Genomic DNA, 18,218 nt, shown 5'->3' on the forward strand with positions numbered 1-18,218 from the left:
CTGCGCCGAAGCATGGCTGACGCTGGTCTCGGAACTCGACGGCCTTGCCGCCTTCATAGCCGAGCAGGGCCCCTGCACGATGTCGCGCTGCGTTAAGGCATAAAAAACCAGCGACAGGTGCTTCGAAGGTCACCGCCGTCGCGAGGCTCAGAACTCAAGAAAACGGTAATCCGCCTTACCAAGATACTGGCGTTCCAGGCGATGCAGGCCGCATAGCAGGTCGAGATGGCCGCGATGCACTCCAAACGGGTCCCAGTAAGGGATGTCGGCCGGCAGGTCTTCCATCCAGGCACCGCGCGTGCATCCCTTCGGGTTTCGGACAGGCCTCGCAGGCAGCGGAGTTCCCGCAAAGGCATCGGGCGAAAACTGCTGCAATACGTTCCTTTCGATTTCCACGAGATACTCGCGAATGATGATGTGATACATAACGCCGAGCGGACGGGGCCAGGCTTCTCTTCGATACTGGCGCTCCGTTTCTGCAACTTCCCTCATCAAAGGGTAATTGGGCTGGTCGGAAAATTCCCAGCAATGATTGACGATGATATCGTCCATGAGTTTGAAGTAGCGGCGACGTGAAATTCTAAGCATAAGGGCTCCGGTGTGAACTGGCTGTCAGTGCCTCCCGTAACACGCTCAAGGAAGCACTAACCAGTAAAGCAACCAGAGGGCTTCACGCGGTGCCCCTAAAATTTTAGATAACCCTTGCGGCCGGGATTAGGTTTGTCAGTGCCTGGCATTACGGTTCCGCGCCAGATAAATTCCGCGCGGAATGCCGGTACGGCTGGTCTCTCCATAGAATGGCGAACCATGGCGTACGGCGGCTGCGGACATCCTGCCAGTGAGTGTTACGCATGCGATTGAAGCAGATAGATGTGCGCCCCCATCACGTGCATGCGTCAGACCGCTTTTTGGAAATACCTGCTGGCTCCAGGGCTCCTCCGGCAGGTTCCATTGTCTCGGACTGGGTGGATGTCTGACTTTGTTGTCGTCCGGACATCCACCTCTTGTCCGGTAAAGAGGCTCTTTTTTCTCTGTTTTTAAGAGAAGAGGCTTACTTAATGGCGGAGAAGCTTTTCTGAGAACCTCTAGGTACCGTGATTTATATACGTGTCGGATACCTTGTTGTCGTCCGGACGTCCACCGCTTGTCCGGTAAAGAGGCTCTTTTTTCTTTGTTTTTAAGAGAAGAGGCTATTTTTAATAGCGAAGAAGCTTCTTTTAGAACCTCTAGGTACCGTGATTTATATACTTGCCGGATACGTCCAGAATGCCCAGAGGCCGTTCCGGACAGACGCTTCCTAGTTGACGGTCATCAGCTCTTCATTAATCAGGCGTCGACTCGCTGACAAAATGTCGTGAGCCGTGAAGACCTGCAGGTGCTCGCGATGCGCCTGTGCTCTCAGCTCAGCGACCGCATCTTCGAGCGCAGCGTATTCGCTGTCGCGGTATATCGGTAGTCCGGGTGCGGGAATCCACGCCGTCAGTTCGACCCGGTCCGGGGTAGCAAATCCGAACGCATCGCGGGCCCTGGCAAGCCGCCACAGCGCGGCGGACGCGGTGCGAAGCCGGACGGGACTTCGCCCTTTAGGATTGATGGCCGCATAGCAGGTGGCATAGGAGTGCCCGATATAGTCAATCGAAAATCCGCTGCTGGCGCCCGTTAGACTGAACGGCCGGTTAAATCCTGGCTCGAGCGTCGGCTTGCGTTGCAACACCTCCGTCCTGACAGCATGGACGAAGCGGCTCTCTTCTGCCGGCCTGGGCATTGGGTCCCCGACCGAGACGGGTTCAATCTGCGGCGAGGCGGCCGGATGAAACAATGCGCAGCGCTCAAGCGCAGTGTGGATGGTGCTTTCCTCGTCGTCGGCTTCGACGCTGAACGACGGGCCAACATTTATACCTGCGAGGGGCGGGTGCCAGTGCTGGCCATCAGGAGTCGACAGGTAATCGGCGACCAGGAGCGAGCCGAACGAGTAGCAGGCGTATCCCAGCTCCTGGGGAAGACATTTCAGAACGCGGGTCGTAACGGCCCGGGCAAAGGGTTTGCCGGAATCAAACTGGCCCACCACCGCAATTGCGATGGACTCACCGCTGACATCAAGCTCCAGCCGCACAAGGCGTGCAGATGCCGTGCATGCAGGAGGCTCTAAGGTAAAGAGGTCGGGTTGCATAGGCCAGGTCATGGAGCGAGGGGATGGAAGCCGGCCGGGTTCAGTCCCGGCAGGTCGCGAATGCCCAACGTCTCTTCCAGCGTATCGAACAGCCTTTCCGCGCGCGATTCGAGATAGACGCGCATTGGCTCGTGCAGGGCTTCGGCGTTGACCAGTTGCGTGTACGGTATGCGGCAGGCGGCGGTTGTGCAAGCCGCACAGAACGCGCGCAGCGGCGACTTGAGGGTTGCCCGCTCGGCCACGGACAACGCCCGGACCCGATGCAATAACTGGTTGGGCCCTGGGGGCGGTGCCGTCGAGAAAAGGGCGAGCCCGGTGCCGCCGAGAGCGCGTTCGTGGTCAATCAGCACAACTGTCCCGCGCGGCGTGAGCAGCAGGTTGCCGGCATGACGGTCGTCGTTGCCGATGAGTTCGTCGAACAGCGCGATTTTCGCAAGCAACAGTGAATCGAGTCCATACGCCTGAGCGAGCACGGACCGACTCTGGTCCCCGAGATGTACGGGTCTCGCCAAATTGAACGCCTGCGTCCCGAAGCACAGTTGCGTCTCATCGTTGCCAAATGGCCAGACCGTGCGCATGCGCTGGCGATGCACCGTTACCCAGAGCGGCTCCGGCATCGGCAGCTCAACCTCGCGCGCCAGCCATTCACAGACCGATTCCACAGCGAATTCACGCGGCGGCAAGAGCTTGATGAAGGCATCGACGCTGCCGGTGTGCACAGGCACATGGACCCGACCGCGTACAACGGGATGAGCGCATCCTGAAATGCGCGTAATGGGCTCGCGGTTCAGGCTGCCCAAAAGGAAAGGCGCCGGCGGGAGCGTCATGGTGTCATCCGGGGATATGCGATTGTCTGCGCGCATGTTGCCGTCATCGGTTACTCCCGCCTCAGCATACAAAATATAGTGCATCAAAGTTTCAATGGCACTAAATATAGCATAGGCAAGCGCGCTGCTCCGGAAGAAAATGGCGATGACCGACCCCGCAGACACTTACGGGACGGGGTCCTCCGGCGTTCGTTGCCTAGCGGGCTGCCTGACGCGCTCCCGGAAAACGCACCACGTTCGCGGGCAGCGCGCAGGCGTCCACGCCCGAGGCCGCCGCGGCGCTCTCCCGCACGAGGTCCGTGAGCGTCAGCGCGGCCCCCCGCGGCAGGCGGCGCAGCCCGCGATGCGCGGTCGGCGTCGCGCCGAACGCGGCGTCCAGCCGGTGCGCGAGGTGCTTCGCGCACAGGTGCGCGTAGCGCAGCAGCATGCGCGTGTCCCGGTGCCCGGAAAACGCCTGCAAATCCACCAGCGACATCGTGCCCGTATCGGCCACGCGCGAAATTGCCTCGTGCCGCAGGTCATGCATACGGAGGTCCTCGATGCCGGCGGCCGCGCACAGGCGCGTCCAGATTTTGCGCAGGTGGTCCGCGGTGAGCGGAAACACGCGCGCGTCGGTGCGCGGCAGTGCCGCGAGCAGCTCGACGAGCGCCGCGCGCACGGGGAGCTTGCGAGGCCGGCCGTTCTTGGTTTCGGGCAGAAACACGGTGCGCTCGTCAAGGTCCACATGCTGCCACTGCACCGCGAGCGTCTCGCTGCGGCGCGCCGCCGTCATCAGCTGGAACTGCACGAACGCCTCGATGAGCGGCACGTGCGTGTAGCCGGCCTCGGCCTCGGGCAGGAAGCGTTCGCGGGCCTCGCGGATGATGGCCTTCTGCTGGTAGACCGTGGGCGCCAGTTCGGCCTCGGTCCGTGCGTCGGCCATCAGTTCTTCCAGCCGCTGGGCGATGCTGCGCCGGCGGTCCTCGTCATACGCGGCGTCGAGCAGGCGCGCCTCCTCGTCGCCGCGCAACCGCCGGTCGCGTTCGTTGTAATAGCGCGGGCGCCGCACGCCGTCCATCGGCGAACGGGCCACCTCGATGCGCCAGGTCTCCATTGCCAGGTGGCAGACCGACGAAAAGATGTCGAGCTCACGGTCCACGGTCGCCGGTTCCACCCACTGGCAGCGCTCGTCGATGTAATCGTTGATGTCGGTCGGCATCAGCTGCGCGAACGGCCGGTGCAGCCAGGCGAGGTTGCCGGTCGGCGTGCGCACCGTGACGCCGGTTGCGCGGCGTGGCGCGCGCACCGTGAGGGACGGATGGGGGGCCGGATGGGCCCGCAGCACCCCGGCCGGGTCCACGCGCGCCAGGCCCGCGTCCTCGAGCAGGCCGTTAATCTTGTACGCCACCATCTCGAAGCTTTTCTGGCGCGGCGCTTCCTCGCGCAGGTAGCGCACCAGCAGGTCCGCGAAGGTCACCTTGAGCGCCTTCGCGTAGTCAATATAGAGGCCGGTGGCGCGCTGGCCTTCGATAAACTTGATGAGGGTGTCGGCCGCGTCGGGGGACGCCACGGTCGTGTGCAGCTCGGGAAACCCTTTGTTGCGGATGCGCACTTCGTAGCAGTCGTCGGTGCGGGCGACGCGCGGCCGGTGGCCGTCGGTACGCAGCGTGTCGACATAGGCCCGCACGGCGTCGCGGGCCGAGTAGGGGAAGTCGCGTCCGAAGGCCTCCTGGCCGGAAACGGTGACGCGGTAACGGGAACGGTTGGAAACGGTAGCCATGGTAGCTCCTGAAGAAGGGGAGCTACGTGTAGTGACGGCCGCCGCCGGTGACTGCACCGCTAAAATTTTAGTGGTTGGAAGTCTTTAGATAAGCGGCCGGGCGCGACGCGGGGCGGTGTGCCGGGCTGCGGTCTGCCGGGGTCCGCTGGCGCAGATGTGGCGCAGATTCGGTCCGGAAAACAAAAAAGCCCAGCGAGTGCTGGGCTCATGTCCTTGATTCACAAGGAGAAATCTGGTCGGGGTGAGAGGATTCGAACCTCCGGCCTCTACGTCCCGAACGTAGCGCTCTACCAGGCTAAGCTACACCCCGATTTGTACTGCGAACTCGATTCAGACTAAGTCGGCATTTCAGTCTCGTTCAAGACTGCCTCGCCGTCGAGTAAGAACATAATTCTAGCAGGCTCTCTTTAAAAATGGAATCGGGAAATGAAGAAATTGCTGCTGCTGCGGCCTGCGCTTCCTGCTTCGCGCATTCGAGCGTGTGGTCCAGCGCGCCGGAACGCGTGATCGCTTCGAAAATGGTGTCGAATCGGGCCGTGCCGCCCTGTTCGATCGCCTCCCGCGCGAGCGCTGATTGCTCCGGCGTGCCGCGTTCGATCAGATAGATCAGAGGGAGCGTGGGTTTGCCTTCGCGAAGGTCGTCGCCAGCGTTCTTACCCATGGATTCCGCCGTGCCCGTGTAATCGAGCCAATCGTCCATGATCTGGAATGCGGTGCCGATGCGACGGCCGAATTCCGCCGCGGCGGCTTCCGTTTTTGCGTCCGAACCGGCCAGCACAGCGCCGAGTTGGGCGGCGGCCTCGAACAATTTAGCGGTCTTGTAGCGGATCACCTGCATGTAGCGGGCTTCGTCCACGTCGGCGTCGTGCATGTTGAGCAGTTGCAGCACTTCGCCTTCGGAGATGATGTTGGTCGCCTCCGACAGAATCTCCATCACGCGCATCTTGCCCACGCCGACCATCATCTGGAACGAGCGCGAGTACAGGAAATCGCCCACCAGCACGCTCGCGGCGTTGCCGAACAGCGCATTGGCGGTCTGCCGGCCGCGCCTCAGGTCGGATTCGTCGACCACGTCGTCGTGCAGCAGCGTGGCCGTATGGATGAATTCGACGACCGCTGCCAGTTCATGCCGGTGCCCCGTGGTTTCGCCCAACGCGCCCGCCACCAGCAGCAGCAGCGCGGGCCGCAGCCGTTTGCCGCCCGCGCTGATGATGTACTCGGAAATCTGATTGATCAGCATCACGTCGGACGCAAGACGGTGCCGGATGACGCGATTGACCTGCTGCATGTCTTCGGCGATCGGAGCGAGCAGGCTGGCGGCGTTGGAGGAGGGGGTGGCAGTCGACGACATGATGGCTGAATTGGGTAGTGCCGCGAATTATAAGGCGAATCGCGACAGTTCCGGGTCGCAGGCTGCGGCGCGGCGCGTTCCGGGCGGCGCCAGAGCCTGGCGTCAGGGCCGTGAGGCAAGGCGCCCGGCGCTGCGCGCAGCGGCCCTCAATGAGTTTTGACCGAGCAGCTAACTCTATGTATAATCACGGGTTTCCGCGCGCGGTGCGCGGGAAAAATGAACACAGAGTGAGGTTCTCAATGTACGCGGTCATAAAAACCGGTGGCAAGCAGTATAAAGTTGCCGTCGGCGAAAAACTTAAAGTAGAACAGATACCGGCAGACATTGACGCTGAAATCACGCTCGACCAGGTTCTCGCAGTTGGCGAAGGCGAATCGATTAAGTTCGGTGCGCCGCTGGTCAGTGGGGCTTCCGTCAAGGCTACCGTCGTGTCGCAAGGTCGTCACAAGAAAGTGACCATCTTCAAGATGCGTCGCCGGAAGCACTACCAGAAGCATGGCGGCCACCGCCAGAACTATACCGAACTGCGCATCGACGCGATCAACGCGTAAGCGCAACGGTTAAGGAGCAAATCAAATGGCACACAAAAAGGCAGGCGGATCATCCCGCAACGGCCGCGACTCTGAATCGAAGCGTCTCGGCGTCAAGGTTTATGGCGGTCAAGCCATCAACGCTGGCGGCATCATCGTTCGTCAACGTGGCACGCGTATGCACCCGGGCGAAAACGTCGGTATCGGCAAGGATCACACCTTGTTCGCACTGACGGACGGCCACGTCAATTTCTCGACGAAGGGCGCAGCGAAGAAGCACATGGTCAACGTCGTCCCGGCAGCAGTCTGAGCTTACTCAGGCACGGGCTTCAGGACCGGAAAAGGCCCCGCGAAGTTAGCGGGGCTTTTTTTATTCCGGCGCTTTTCGTCGGGTGAATGGGCGACAACGTTCCTTCATCCCGACACGCCGTATGCCGTTCGGTCGATTGATCGGCGCGCGGCGGGCGCGGCAAAATAGCATCATCCAGTAGCATCAAATTTAGCAGCACCATCTGGCAGCACACCACGGGACGGAGTTACGCATGAAGTTCATTGACGAAGCGAGGATTGAAGTCATCGCCGGCGACGGAGGGGATGGCAGCGCGTCGATGCGCCGCGAGAAATTCGTTCCGTTCGGCGGCCCGGATGGCGGCGACGGCGGCCGGGGCGGCAGTGTGATCGCGGTCGCGGACCGCAACATCAACACGCTGATCGACTACCGCTACGCGAAAAAACATCTGGCGCGCAACGGCGAAAACGGCCGCGGCGCGGACTGCTACGGCAAGGGCGGCGACGACATCACGCTGCGCATGCCGGTCGGCACGACCATCACGGACATGGAGACCGGCGAACTGATCGCCGATCTGACCGAGCACAACCAGAGCGTGCAGATCGCTCAGGGCGGCGCGGGCGGTCTCGGTAACCTGCATTTCAAATCCAGTACGAACCGCGCGCCGCGTCAGAAGACGGACGGCAAGCCGGGCGAGCGCCGCATGGTGCGCCTCGAGCTGAAGGTGCTGGCGGACGTCGGTCTGCTCGGCATGCCGAACGCCGGCAAATCGACCTTCATCGCGTCGGTGTCGAACGCGAAGCCGAAGATCGCCGACTATCCGTTCACGACGCTCGCGCCGAATCTCGGCGTAGTGCGCGTCGGGCCGAGCCGCAGTTTCGTGATCGCGGACATTCCTGGTCTGATCGAAGGCGCGGCGGAGGGCGCGGGCCTCGGCCACCAGTTCCTGCGGCATTTGCAGCGCACGGGCCTGTTGCTGCACATCGTCGACCTCGCACCGTTCGACGACGCGGTCGATCCGGTCGCGGAAGCCAAGGCGATCGTCAACGAACTACGCAAGTACGACGAACTGCTGTATGAAAAGACGCGCTGGCTGGTGCTGAACAAGCTGGACATGGTCCCCGAAGACCAGCGCGAAGCGCGTGTCTCGGCGTTCCTCGAAGGGTTCGGCTGGGACGGTCCAGTGTTCGAAATCTCGGCGTTGACCGGCCAGGGTTGTGAAAGCCTTTGCTATGCGGTGTTCGACCACATTGCGGCGCATTCGGACGCGCAGCGCGCAGCTGAAGCCGAAGATCTCGCCGCCGACGTGCGCTTTCGCGAGAAGCCGGAAGCTCCGGCCGCCGCGGACGACTCCAGCATCGACCCGCAGCAATAAAAAGCTCCAGCGCCGGCGCCCAGGCGGGCTGCCGGCATGCATCACGCGTCATCCAGGGAGACCGCGCACAATGCGTTCCGTCATCGCAGATTCACGGCGATTGGTAGTGAAAGTCGGTTCGAGCCTCGTCACGAATGACGGGCGCGGCCTCGATCATGCTGCTATCGGCCGCTGGGCCGCACAGATTGCCGCCCTGCGCGCGCAAGGCAAGGAAGTGGTGCTCGTCAGTTCGGGCGCCATTGCCGAAGGAATGCAACGGCTCGGTTGGACCAAGAGGCCACGAGAGATTGACGAACTGCAAGCGGCCGCGGCCGTCGGCCAGATGGGTCTCGCGCAGGTCTACGAAAGCCGCTTTGCCGAGCATTCCATTCAGACCGCGCAGATTCTGCTGACCCACGCCGACCTGGCCGACCGCGAACGCTATCTGAACGCGCGCTCCACGCTGCTCACGCTTCTGCGCCTGGGCGTGGTGCCGATCATCAACGAGAACGACACGGTCGTCACCGACGAAATCAAATTCGGCGACAACGACACGCTGGGCGCGCTCGTCGCAAACCTGATCGAGGGCGATGCACTCGTCATCCTCACCGATCAGCAAGGGCTTTTTACCGCCGACCCGCGCAAGAATCCGGCCGCCACGCTCGTCCAGCAAGCCGATGCCGGTGCGCCGGAACTCGAAGCAATGGCGGGCGGCGCGGGTTCGAGTCTCGGTCGCGGCGGCATGCTGACCAAGATTCTCGCTGCCAAGCGCGCCGCCCATAGCGGCGCCAATACGGTGATTGCAAGCGGACGCGAAGCGGACGTGCTGTCACGGCTGGCCTCGGGTGAGGCGATCGGCACGCAGTTGATCGCGCGCACGGCACGCATCGCGGCGCGCAAGCAATGGATGGCGGATCACCTGCAGGTACGTGGTCATGTGGTGATCGACGACGGCGCAGTCGAAAAACTGACCGAAGGTGGCAAGAGCTTGCTGCCTATCGGTATCGTCGGCGTGCAGGGCGCATTTGCGCGCGGTGAAGTGATTGCTTGCCTGAGCGCCGCGGGGCGTGAAGTGGCGCGCGGCCTGACGAACTACAGCAGCGCCGAAACCAAGCTGATTCAACGACGCCCGAGTGGCGAAATCGAATCGGTGCTCGGCTATATGCTGGAGCCGGAGCTGATTCATCGCGATAACCTGGTGCTGGTCTGAGTCACTGAACGGCGCAGGCGCACACGGCATGTGAAAAAGCCGTTCCAGCGGAAGCTGGAACGGCTTTTTCATGTCGACAACGCAACGCGCCCACATTCAAAGCGCGCCCAGGAAAGCCCATCAGTGGATCAAAGAAGTCGCCGTACGCTTGTAGCGGATGTTCTCCAGAATCGTGCTCGCGTTCCCCGTCGGCATCTTGTTCGCGCACAGATAATCCTGATACAGCGCCGCCTGATAGGCGTTCAGCGCGCCGTTCTCGATGCGCGTGAAGTTGTTCGCGACCGTCGTGTCCCAGCCGTCGTGATCAGAATTCAGGCCAGCATACTGGCGCCATTCGTACGTGTCGCAGCGAATCCCTTCGTAGATTACGTTACGAGCGCCAGTCGGACTTGTCACGACGACGGTAAAGCGAACCACGCCGTCCGTACCGACGGTTAGGGATTTCCGGTCGACCGCGAAGTGCAACGGCGTATTGCCGGAGACCTCGAACGGCAGCAGATTCGAGTCTTGTGGCAGCGGCGGCAGAGCGTCCACCTTGTTCTCAACCCAGTTGCTCTGCCGGTCCAGCAAATAGGTAAATGCGCTGTCGTCTTTATTGGTAGATTTGCCGGCGCTCGAACAACCAGCCAGCAGGGCGCCGGTGGCGACGCACGCCACGACGAGAGCAAGTGCTTTCAATATGATTTCCTCGAAACACTGGCGCGACTCGCCGAGCCGCGCCAGAGAGAGGCGGCGTGGACAGCCGCACAGAGTTGTTAATTGCGCACGCCCGGGCGGAACAGCGAGCCGGCCGTTTCGCCTGCCGATTCGTCTTCGTGTTCCGGCGCGGCGCCTACCTCGGCCGTTGAACCGGAGCGCGGACCGCAATCGGACGCGATCGTTGCGTGAACCGATGTTTCGATGCTGACAGATGTCACCGAGGTTACGGTGGTCACCGTCATTACCGTGGAATCCGGCGGACTTTCCATTGACGACGCTATCCGGGGATAACGCGGCCCATGGTGCCCGCCAGGTTTTTCCGCACGCGGCGCAGCCCGGCGCATGAAACGGGATAGCTCCGTCAGCGCCAACTGATATACATCCCGCTTGAACTCGATCACACAGTCGAGCGGCACCCAGTACTCGTTCCAGCGCCACGCATCGAACTCAGGGTGGTCGGTGGCGCGCAAGCAGATGTCGCAGTCGCGTCCAACCATCCGGAGCAAAAACCAGATTTGTTTCTGGCCGCGGTAATGACCGCGTACTTCGCGCTTGATGAACTTGTCAGGCACCTCGTAACGCAACCAGTCGCGCGTGCGACCAATCACCTTGACGTGCTCAGGAAGCAGCCCGGTTTCTTCGTGTAACTCCCGATACATCGCTTGCACAGGGGTCTCTCCGTACTTGATGCCCCCTTGCGGAAACTGCCAGGAATGTTCACGGAGCCGTTTGCCCCAAAACACCTCGTTGTGCGCGTTCAAGAGGATGATGCCGACGTTCGGGCGAAAGCCTTCACGATCCAGCATACAACCACCTTCGAATCCTTTAAAATTGCTTTGATTATAAACAGATAACGGGCCTGACGCACCGATTCGCACCAGATTGGAACGATTCGCCGCCAAAGGCCCGCGTTTGCGGTAGCCTGTCAGTCTTTCCGTGCCTTATCCCTTGTGCAAAGGCTTTGCGCGGCGGCTTCGGCGCCGCGGTCGGGCTGCGTTGTGCTGGCGTCATTGTCATTTTCAGGTGAGCCGCGCCGGCTCAGAGCCGGATCTGTGTCGATTTCCCCACCGTTTTCACCTTTCGGGCGGTCCCTCCGGAGCCGCCGCTTTTGGATAATCTGAATGAAAGCTTCCCGTTTCTTTATCGGTACCCTCAAAGAAGCGCCTGCCGACGCCGAGATCGTCAGCCACAAGCTCATGGTGCGCGCCGGCATGATCCGGCGCGTCGCCGGCGGTATCTATAACTACCTGCCGGTCGGCCTGCGTTCGATCCGCAAGGTGGAAGCCATCGTGCGCGAAGAAATGAACCGGGCGGGCGCGATCGAGTTGTTGATGCCGGCCGTGCAACCGGCCGAGTTGTGGCAGGAATCGGGCCGCTGGGAGAAGTACGGCCCTGAGCTGCTGCGCTTCAAGGACCGTAAACAGTCCGATTTCGTGATCGGACCGACCCACGAAGAAGTGGTCACTGATATTGCGCGCAATCAGATCAAGAGCTACCGCCAGTTGCCGGTGAACTTCTACCAGATCCAGACCAAGTTCCGCGACGAGATCCGTCCGCGTTTCGGCGTGATGCGCGGCCGCGAGTTCATCATGAAAGACGCGTACTCGTTCGACAAGGACGTGGAAGGTCTGCGCGAGTCGTATCGCAAGATGTACGACGCGTACGTGCGCATCTTCACGCGCCTCGGTCTGGACTTCCGCGCGGTGGCGGCGGACAACGGTTCGATCGGCGGCAGCGGCTCGCACGAATTCCACGTGATCGCCGAGACGGGCGAAGACGCGATCGCCTATTGCCCGACCTCCGAGTTCGCGGCGAACGTCGAAGCGGCTGAAGCGCTGCCGCTCTACGCGCAACGCGCGGCGCCCGCCGAAGAGATGAAGAAGACCGCCACGCCGGGCAAGGCGAAGTGCGAAGCGGTGGCCGAACTGCTGAACATCCCGCTCGAACGCACAATCAAGTCGATCGTCCTCGCCACCGAAAATGAAGGCGCCGAGCCGACCATCTGGCTGCTGATGCTGCGCGGCGACCACGATCTGAACGAGATCAAGGCGAGCAAGCTGCCGGGCTTGGCCGACTTCCGCATGGCGACGGAAGCGGAAATCATCGAGACGTTTGGTACGCCGCCGGGCTATCTCGGCCCGATCAACACGAAGAAGCCGATCAAGGTCGTCGCGGATCGCACGGTCGCGAACATGAGCGACTTCGTGGTCGGCTCGAACGAGGTGGACTACCACACCACCGGTGTGAACTGGGGCCGCGATCTGCCGGAACCGGTCGTCGCCGACATTCGCAACGTGAAGAAGGGCGACCCGTCGCCGGACGGCAAGGGCGTGATCGACATCTGCCGTGGTATCGAAGTGGGCCACGTGTTCCAACTCGGCACCAAGTATTCCGAAGCGATGAATGCGACCTGCCTCGACGAAACCGGCAAGCCGCGGCCGATGGAAATGGGCTGCTACGGTATCGGCGTCACGCGTATCCTGGGTGCCGCGATCGAACAGAATTTCGACGACAAGGGCATCATCTGGCCGGAATCGATCGCGCCGTTCGAAGTCGTGCTCTGCCCGATGGGCTATGACCGCAGCGAAGCCGTGCGCGAAGAGGCCGACAAGCTGTACGCGGCACTAGTCGAAGCAGGCATCGACGTGATCCTCGACGACCGTGGCGAACGCCCGGGCGTGATGTTCGCCGACTGGGAGCTGATCGGCGTGCCGCATCGCCTCGTGATCGGCGACCGTGGCCTCAAGGAAGGCAAGCTCGAATATCAGGGCCGCCGCGACGCCGAGGCCACGCTGCTGCCGGTCGAAGACGCCGCGCAAACAGTGATCGGGAAAGTTCGCGCAGCGTTGGCGCGCTAAGCGGAGCGGACGGTGGAGTACACCTTCTTGTCTGCGACCGTCCTGCTGATTCTTATCACCGATCCGCTCGGCAACATTCCGCTCTTCGTCAGTTGTCTGCGCGGTGTGTCGCCGAAGCGGCGCACGATCGTCATCCTCCGCGAGGTAGCGATCGCCTTCCTGATCCTGCTGACCTTCATGGTGGTCGGCGACGGCTTTCTGCGCATGATGAGCCTGACCGACCAGTCGTTGCGCATCGGCGGCGGGATCGTGCTGTTCCTCATCGCGCTCAGAATGGTGTTTCCACATCCGGACGGTCCGCTCGGCGGCGACTCGCGCGGCGGCGAGCCGCTGATCGTGCCGCTCGCCATTCCGGCGCTGGCGGGTCCGTCGGCGCTGGCAACTGTGATGCTGTTGACGTCGCAGGCACCCGGCAAGATGCTCGAGTGGATCGGTGCGCTGACCGTCACGATGATCGTCTGCGCGATCGTGCTGATGCTGGCGGAGCGCATTCAGGCGTGGCTCGGCGAGCGCGCCATGATGGCCTTCGAACGGCTGATGGGTCTCGTGCTGGTGGCGATCTCGGTCGAGATGATGCTCGGCGGTATCCGGTCCTTCGTGCATCAACTGTGATGCCGGAGCCGGCGGGACGTCGAGCCCCGTGAAGCCAAAAAGAAAGCGGCCCGTGGGCCGCTTTTTCCATGTCGATTCACCGCCCGCCGGCGGCTGCCTCAAAGACTCATCAAGCCCCTTCGGTCAACGCGCGAATGGTGGGCAGGTTGCGCCAATAACCCTTCGCGTCCATGCCGCAGCCGAACACATAGCGGTCCGGCACTTCGAACCCGCAATAATCCGGTCGCAGCGGCTTGGCCTTCGGAATGATCTTCTCGCACAGCACCGCGCTCAGGAAGCGCTTCGCGCCCATCGCGAGGATTCGGTCGCGGATCGCGGCCATCGTCTCGCCTTCGTCGAGGATATCGTCGAGCACCAGCACGACACGATCCTTCACTGACTCCGCCGGCGCCACGCGCCATTGCATCTCGTTGCCGCCCTTGGTGGTGTTGCGGTAGCGAGTCAGATGGATGTAGTCGAATTCGAGCGGGAAATCGAGGTGCGGCAACAGCATGCCGGTGAACACCGCGGCGCCGCCCATGACCGACAGCACGAGCGGGAAGTCCTCACTCATCTCGTCGCGGATGGCGGCCGCCATGCCGCTGATCGACGCGTTGACGTCGCTGGCCGAAACGATTTCTTCGGAGTGGCTAAATATGTGGAGAGCTTCTTCGCGGTTCATGACGTCTGACGGGCGGTGACTGTATACATAGTGTGGGTGAGATCGGCGGCGCGCGGTACAGAATAAACCCGCACGAATCCCGAGTCAGCCGCGCGTTCCCTGGTCCATGCGCGGAACGCGCGCCGCCGTCTTGCTAAAGCTTAGCGCATGCCGGGCAACATGCCCTTCATGCCGCGCATCATCTTTTGCAGATTGCCGCCCTTGAGCTTTTTCATCATGGTGCGCATCTGATCGTACTGATTCAGCATGCGGTTGACTTCCTGCACCTGCACACCCGCGCCGGCAGCGATGCGGCGCTTGCGCGTGGCCTTGATGAGATCGGGCTTGGCGCGTTCCAGCGGCGTCATGGAATTGATGATGCCTTCCATGCGGCGCATCTGCTTTTCCGCCTGGTCCATGTTGGCACCGGCGGCGGCCTGCTGGAATTGCGCGGGCAGCTTGTCCATCAGCGACGACAGGCCGCCCATGCCCTTCATTTGCGTCAACTGTGCGCGGAAATCGTTCAGATCGAAGTCGCCGCCCTTCTTGACCTTGTCGGCAAGCTTCTGCGCGGCTTGCACGTCCACGCCGCGTTGCGCTTCTTCGACAAGGGCGAGAATGTCGCCCATGCCGAGAATCCGGTTCGCCATGCGATCCGGGTAGAAGACTTCGAGGCCGTCGAGCTTTTCCGCGACGCCGACGAACTTGATCGGCTTGCCCGTGACATGGCGCACGGAGAGCGCCGCGCCACCACGCGAGTCGCCGTCGAGCTTGGTGAGGACCACGCCGGTGAGCGGCAGCGCGTCGCTAAAGGCCTTGGCGGTATTCACCGCGTCCTGGCCGAGCATCGCGTCGACCACGAACAGCGTTTCCGCCGGCTTCAGCGTGCTGTGCAGCGCGGTGATTTCCTGCATCATCGCTTCGTCGATACCGAGACGGCCGGCCGTGTCGACCAGCAGCACGTCGTGATAGTGACGCTTGGCCCAATCCACGGCGGCGCGCGCGATGTCGACCGGTTTCTGATCCGGTTCCGACGGGAAGAAATCCGCGCCGACCTGCTCGGTCACCGTCTTCAACTGCGCGATAGCAGCAGGGCGGTAAACGTCGCACGACACGGTCAGCACTTTTTTCTTATACTTCTCGCGCAACAGCTTGGCGAGCTTACCGACGGTGGTCGTCTTACCCGCGCCCTGCAGACCCGCCATCAGGATCACGGCCGGCGGCGTGACGGCGAGGTTGAGTTCGACCGCCTTGCCTTCGTAGTCGCCGCCGATGATCGCGGTCAGCTCGCGCTGCACCACGCCGACCAGCGCCTGACCTGGCGAGAGGCTACTGATGACTTCCTCGCCGAGCGCTTTTTCCTTCACCTTGGCGATGAACTCGCGCACGACGGGCAGTGCCACGTCGGCCTCGAGGAGAGCCAGGCGCACCTCGCGCAGCATTTCCTGGGTGTTCGCCTCGGTGAGCCGGGCTTCGCCGCGCAGCGTCTTGACGACGCGCGCCATCCGTTGAGTCAGATTGTCGAGCATGGGGAGCGATGAACAGTGCGGCCCGGGCAGCGCACGAAGTAGAAGACGTCGCGCATCAGGGGCCTAGTGTAAACTTCGAATATGGATATTGTACTGTATGCCCTCACTGCGCTCCTCTACGGCGGTTTAGCCGTGGCCGGCTGGCGCTCGCACCGGCACGCCGCGTTGCGCCCCATGCTCGAAAGCGTGCCGCCGGTGCCTGCCGCCGCGGGCGTGTCGGCCGCTGCGGGCATGGGCACCTCGGGTCGCGCGCTGCTGTTCGTGGCGCTGCTCGCTCACGGCGTGCTGCTGCATACCACCATCTTCCCGCAGAACGCCATGGTGTTCGGTTTCGCTTTTGCGCTGTCAGCCATGTTCTGGCTCGGCGCCGGCATCTACTGGATCGAGAGCTTTTTCTTTCCGCTCGACGGCCTGCGCCTGCTGGTCCTGCCGCTTGCCTGCGTCGCCTCCTTGTTGCCGCTGGCGTTCAACGGCGTGCGCGTGCTGCCGTATTCAGCCGCGCCGATGTTCAAGCTGCACTTCCTGATCGCCAACGTCGCCTATGGTCTGTTCGCAATCGCCGCGCTGCACGCCGTTCTGATGCTGCTGGTCGAGCGGCGTTTGCATGCCATGCGCGGCGGCATGGCGCAGCGGCACGCGGCCGCGGCGGGCAACGGCTGGCTGTCGAGCTGGCTCGATACGCTGCCGCCGCTGCTGACGCTTGAGAAGCTGTTGTTCCGTTTGATCGGCGCGGGTTTCGTCTTGCTGACGCTGACCCTGGTGTCGGGCATCGTGTTCAGCGAGCAACTGGTCGACCGCGCGTTGCGGCTCGATCACAAGACCGTGTTCGCGATTCTTTCGTGGGTGATGTTCGGCGCGCTGCTGACCGCGCGCAAGGTTTCCGGTTGGCGCGGCCGTGCGGCATTGCGCTGGGTGCTGGCGTCGTTCGTCGCGCTGTTGCTGGCGTACGTCGGCAGCCGTTTTGTTTTCGAGGTGCTGTTGCACCGTGCTGTAGTGTGAGCGTGTCCCATGCGACAAATATTTCTGTTGATCGTGTTGTTCATCGTCGGCCAGTGGCTGGTGAAGGCGCTGCGTCGTCATGACGCGCAGGCGTCCCAACGCACCGGCGCCAATGGCGCCGCGGGTGCCAAAGGTGCGAATGGCGCGAATGGTTCGAACGGCGGCGCGCGCGCGTCCGCTTCCGCGCCGGCGCAACTCGCCGAGCCGATGATCCGTTGCGTCGAGTGCGGCGTGCACGCGCCGAAGAGCGATTCCGTGGTGGTGGCGGGGCAGCCGTTCTGCAGCGCCGCCCACGCGCAGCGTCACGGCGCGCGACCCGCGGGCCGCGACGCCCGATGAGCGTCGAGTTCACCGTCGATGCCGACGGTTGGGTCGCCGCCGCACGCAAACTGCCATCGCCGAATTTCGAAGCGCGGCCCGACGGGGCCGTGCCCACGCTGATCGTGGTTCACAACATCAGCCTGCCGCCCAACGAATTCGGCGGCACCGCGATCGCCGAACTGTTCCTCAACACGCTCGATTGCGACGCTCACCCGTACTACGATTCGCACCTGCGCGGTGTGCGGGTGTCGGCGCATTTCGTGATCCATCGCGACGGCGCGCTCGAACAATTCGTGTCGTGCAACGAGCGCGCGTGGCATGCCGGCCCGTCGAATTTCTTCGGCCGCGAGCGCTGTAATGATTTCTCGATCGGCATCGAGCTGGAGGGCAGCGACACCACGCCTTTCGAAGCAGCTCAATACAGTACGCTCGGTGCCCTGGTGAGCGCGCTCAAGGCCCGCTATCCGGTCGCGGCGCTCGCCGGACATTCGGACATCGCCCCCGGTCGCAAGACCGATCCAGGGCCGCAGTTCGAGTGGTCGCGTCTGCAGCGCGACACCTCGCTCGCCGCTCAGTATTTCCCCTATCTCAAGTTTTCCAAAACGCCGTAACGGCCCTTCGCGCGACTTCGCGTGATGCGAGGAGAGCAAGGCGCCGCCTTGTTCTCCGGGGAGTCGGCTTCGCGCCGCGCTAAGCAAAAGTCAAGACTTCGAAAGCAAATAAAACGATTTGACCTGTCTCGATTCTCCACTATACTTGGTGCCACAAATCCAGTTTCGCACTATATCTTGTGTTGTGCTGTGCATAACCATGTGAATAACCAGGTGCACAACTGGGTGAATAAGTCAGCGGCGTCCGCTCTCCGAGCATGGCGCCGCAAGCATTTCAGGCAGCGAAAAAAATATTCCTGTGGCGTGGCCGGAGAGACCACCGGCGGCATCCAGAAGCATTCAGGAAAGGGGCTTAGCAAGTGATCGCGACACACATGATGAAGACCGTTATCAATTCGAACCAGGCTTCATCGCATTCGCATCCCGCCAACCGGCTCAGCCGGTCCTTTTTCTGCACCT

The 18,218-nt window shown here is 62.4% G+C and carries 18 protein-coding genes and 1 tRNA gene; 9 read left to right on the plus strand and 10 right to left on the minus strand.

The window, feature by feature from the left end; genetic code table 11:
• Positions 1-147: 147 nt before the first annotated feature.
• From RI103_RS02435 to RI103_RS02460, 6 genes are all read right to left on the minus strand, one after another.
• Positions 148-588 carry a hypothetical protein gene (locus tag RI103_RS02435; protein WP_310813853.1) on the minus strand — a complete coding sequence of 147 codons (441 nt, stop codon included), beginning with the start codon at positions 586-588 and terminating at the stop codon, positions 148-150.
• 709 nt (positions 589-1,297) lie between these two features.
• Complete coding sequence (locus RI103_RS02440; RefSeq protein WP_310813854.1) at positions 1,298-2,170, minus strand: hypothetical protein; 873 nt, start codon at positions 2,168-2,170, stop codon at positions 1,298-1,300.
• A gap of 8 nt (positions 2,171-2,178) precedes the next feature.
• Positions 2,179-3,081 carry a HipA family kinase gene (locus RI103_RS02445; protein ID WP_310813855.1) on the minus strand — a complete coding sequence of 301 codons (903 nt, stop codon included), beginning with the start codon at positions 3,079-3,081 and terminating at the stop codon, positions 2,179-2,181.
• Positions 3,082-3,193: 112 nt separating this feature from the next.
• Positions 3,194-4,756 carry a site-specific integrase gene (locus RI103_RS02450; RefSeq protein ID WP_310813856.1) on the minus strand — a complete coding sequence of 521 codons (1,563 nt, stop codon included), beginning with the start codon at positions 4,754-4,756 and terminating at the stop codon, positions 3,194-3,196.
• 233 nt (positions 4,757-4,989) lie between these two features.
• Positions 4,990-5,066: transfer RNA gene (locus tag RI103_RS02455), tRNA-Pro, on the minus strand.
• 48 nt (positions 5,067-5,114) lie between these two features.
• A complete protein-coding gene (locus RI103_RS02460) occupies positions 5,115-6,107 on the minus strand; it encodes a polyprenyl synthetase family protein (RefSeq protein WP_310813857.1) in 993 nt (330 codons plus the stop codon).
• A gap of 239 nt (positions 6,108-6,346) precedes the next feature.
• Between RI103_RS02460 and rplU the strand changes: the two genes are divergently transcribed.
• From rplU to proB, 4 genes are all read left to right on the plus strand, one after another.
• On the plus strand, positions 6,347-6,658 hold the full coding sequence (rplU, locus tag RI103_RS02465) for a 50S ribosomal protein L21 (RefSeq protein ID WP_006051835.1): 312 nt from the start codon (positions 6,347-6,349) through the stop codon (positions 6,656-6,658).
• Positions 6,659-6,683: 25 nt separating this feature from the next.
• Positions 6,684-6,947, plus strand: a complete 264-nt coding sequence (rpmA, locus tag RI103_RS02470; protein ID WP_007180330.1) for a 50S ribosomal protein L27 — start codon at positions 6,684-6,686, stop codon at positions 6,945-6,947.
• A 232-nt stretch (positions 6,948-7,179) separates the two neighbouring features.
• Positions 7,180-8,301 (plus strand): Obg family GTPase CgtA, encoded by a 1,122-nt coding sequence (gene cgtA, locus RI103_RS02475; RefSeq protein WP_310813858.1) that lies wholly within the window; start codon positions 7,180-7,182, stop codon positions 8,299-8,301.
• 70 nt (positions 8,302-8,371) lie between these two features.
• Positions 8,372-9,490: a glutamate 5-kinase gene (gene proB, locus RI103_RS02480; RefSeq protein ID WP_310813859.1), complete on the plus strand. Its 1,119-nt coding sequence runs from the start codon at positions 8,372-8,374 to the stop codon at positions 9,488-9,490.
• A 120-nt stretch (positions 9,491-9,610) separates the two neighbouring features.
• Here proB and RI103_RS02485 read toward each other — a convergent pair whose 3' ends face one another.
• Both RI103_RS02485 and RI103_RS02490 read right to left on the minus strand, forming a co-directional pair.
• Positions 9,611-10,168: a CNP1-like family protein gene (locus RI103_RS02485; protein ID WP_310813860.1), complete on the minus strand. Its 558-nt coding sequence runs from the start codon at positions 10,166-10,168 to the stop codon at positions 9,611-9,613.
• Between the two features lie 77 nt (positions 10,169-10,245).
• Positions 10,246-10,995, minus strand: a complete 750-nt coding sequence (locus RI103_RS02490; RefSeq protein WP_310813861.1) for an RNA pyrophosphohydrolase — start codon at positions 10,993-10,995, stop codon at positions 10,246-10,248.
• A 315-nt stretch (positions 10,996-11,310) separates the two neighbouring features.
• On the opposite strand from RI103_RS02490, the gene RI103_RS02495 reads away from it, so the two are divergent.
• Both RI103_RS02495 and RI103_RS02500 read left to right on the plus strand, forming a co-directional pair.
• On the plus strand, positions 11,311-13,047 hold the full coding sequence (locus RI103_RS02495) for a proline--tRNA ligase (RefSeq protein ID WP_310813862.1): 1,737 nt from the start codon (positions 11,311-11,313) through the stop codon (positions 13,045-13,047).
• A 12-nt stretch (positions 13,048-13,059) separates the two neighbouring features.
• Entirely contained in the window at positions 13,060-13,659 is a 600-nt protein-coding gene (locus RI103_RS02500; RefSeq protein WP_310813863.1) for a MarC family protein, read from the plus strand.
• Positions 13,660-13,768: 109 nt separating this feature from the next.
• Here RI103_RS02500 and RI103_RS02505 read toward each other — a convergent pair whose 3' ends face one another.
• Together RI103_RS02505 and ffh are read right to left on the minus strand one after the other, a co-directional pair.
• Positions 13,769-14,320, minus strand: a complete 552-nt coding sequence (locus tag RI103_RS02505) for a hypoxanthine-guanine phosphoribosyltransferase (RefSeq protein WP_042320806.1) — start codon at positions 14,318-14,320, stop codon at positions 13,769-13,771.
• A 140-nt stretch (positions 14,321-14,460) separates the two neighbouring features.
• Positions 14,461-15,828, minus strand: coding sequence for a signal recognition particle protein (ffh, locus tag RI103_RS02510; RefSeq protein ID WP_310813864.1), 1,368 nt, complete (start codon positions 15,826-15,828; stop codon positions 14,461-14,463).
• 81 nt (positions 15,829-15,909) lie between these two features.
• Between ffh and RI103_RS02515 the strand changes: the two genes are divergently transcribed.
• From RI103_RS02515 to ampD, 3 genes are read left to right on the plus strand one after another with little or no spacing between them, the layout of a single operon-like run.
• Positions 15,910-16,827 (plus strand): cytochrome c biogenesis protein CcsA, encoded by a 918-nt coding sequence (locus RI103_RS02515; RefSeq protein WP_310813865.1) that lies wholly within the window; start codon positions 15,910-15,912, stop codon positions 16,825-16,827.
• A 9-nt stretch (positions 16,828-16,836) separates the two neighbouring features.
• Positions 16,837-17,166: a PP0621 family protein gene (locus RI103_RS02520; protein WP_310813866.1), complete on the plus strand. Its 330-nt coding sequence runs from the start codon at positions 16,837-16,839 to the stop codon at positions 17,164-17,166.
• Positions 17,163-17,759 carry a 1,6-anhydro-N-acetylmuramyl-L-alanine amidase AmpD gene (ampD, locus tag RI103_RS02525; protein WP_310813868.1) on the plus strand — a complete coding sequence of 199 codons (597 nt, stop codon included), beginning with the start codon at positions 17,163-17,165 and terminating at the stop codon, positions 17,757-17,759. Before RI103_RS02520 ends, ampD begins: the two co-directional genes overlap by 4 nt.
• Positions 17,760-18,218 lie beyond the last annotated feature (459 nt).

This window comes from Paraburkholderia sp. FT54 (assembly GCF_031585635.1).
In the GTDB taxonomy this organism is placed as follows: Bacteria; Pseudomonadota; Gammaproteobacteria; order Burkholderiales; family Burkholderiaceae; genus Paraburkholderia.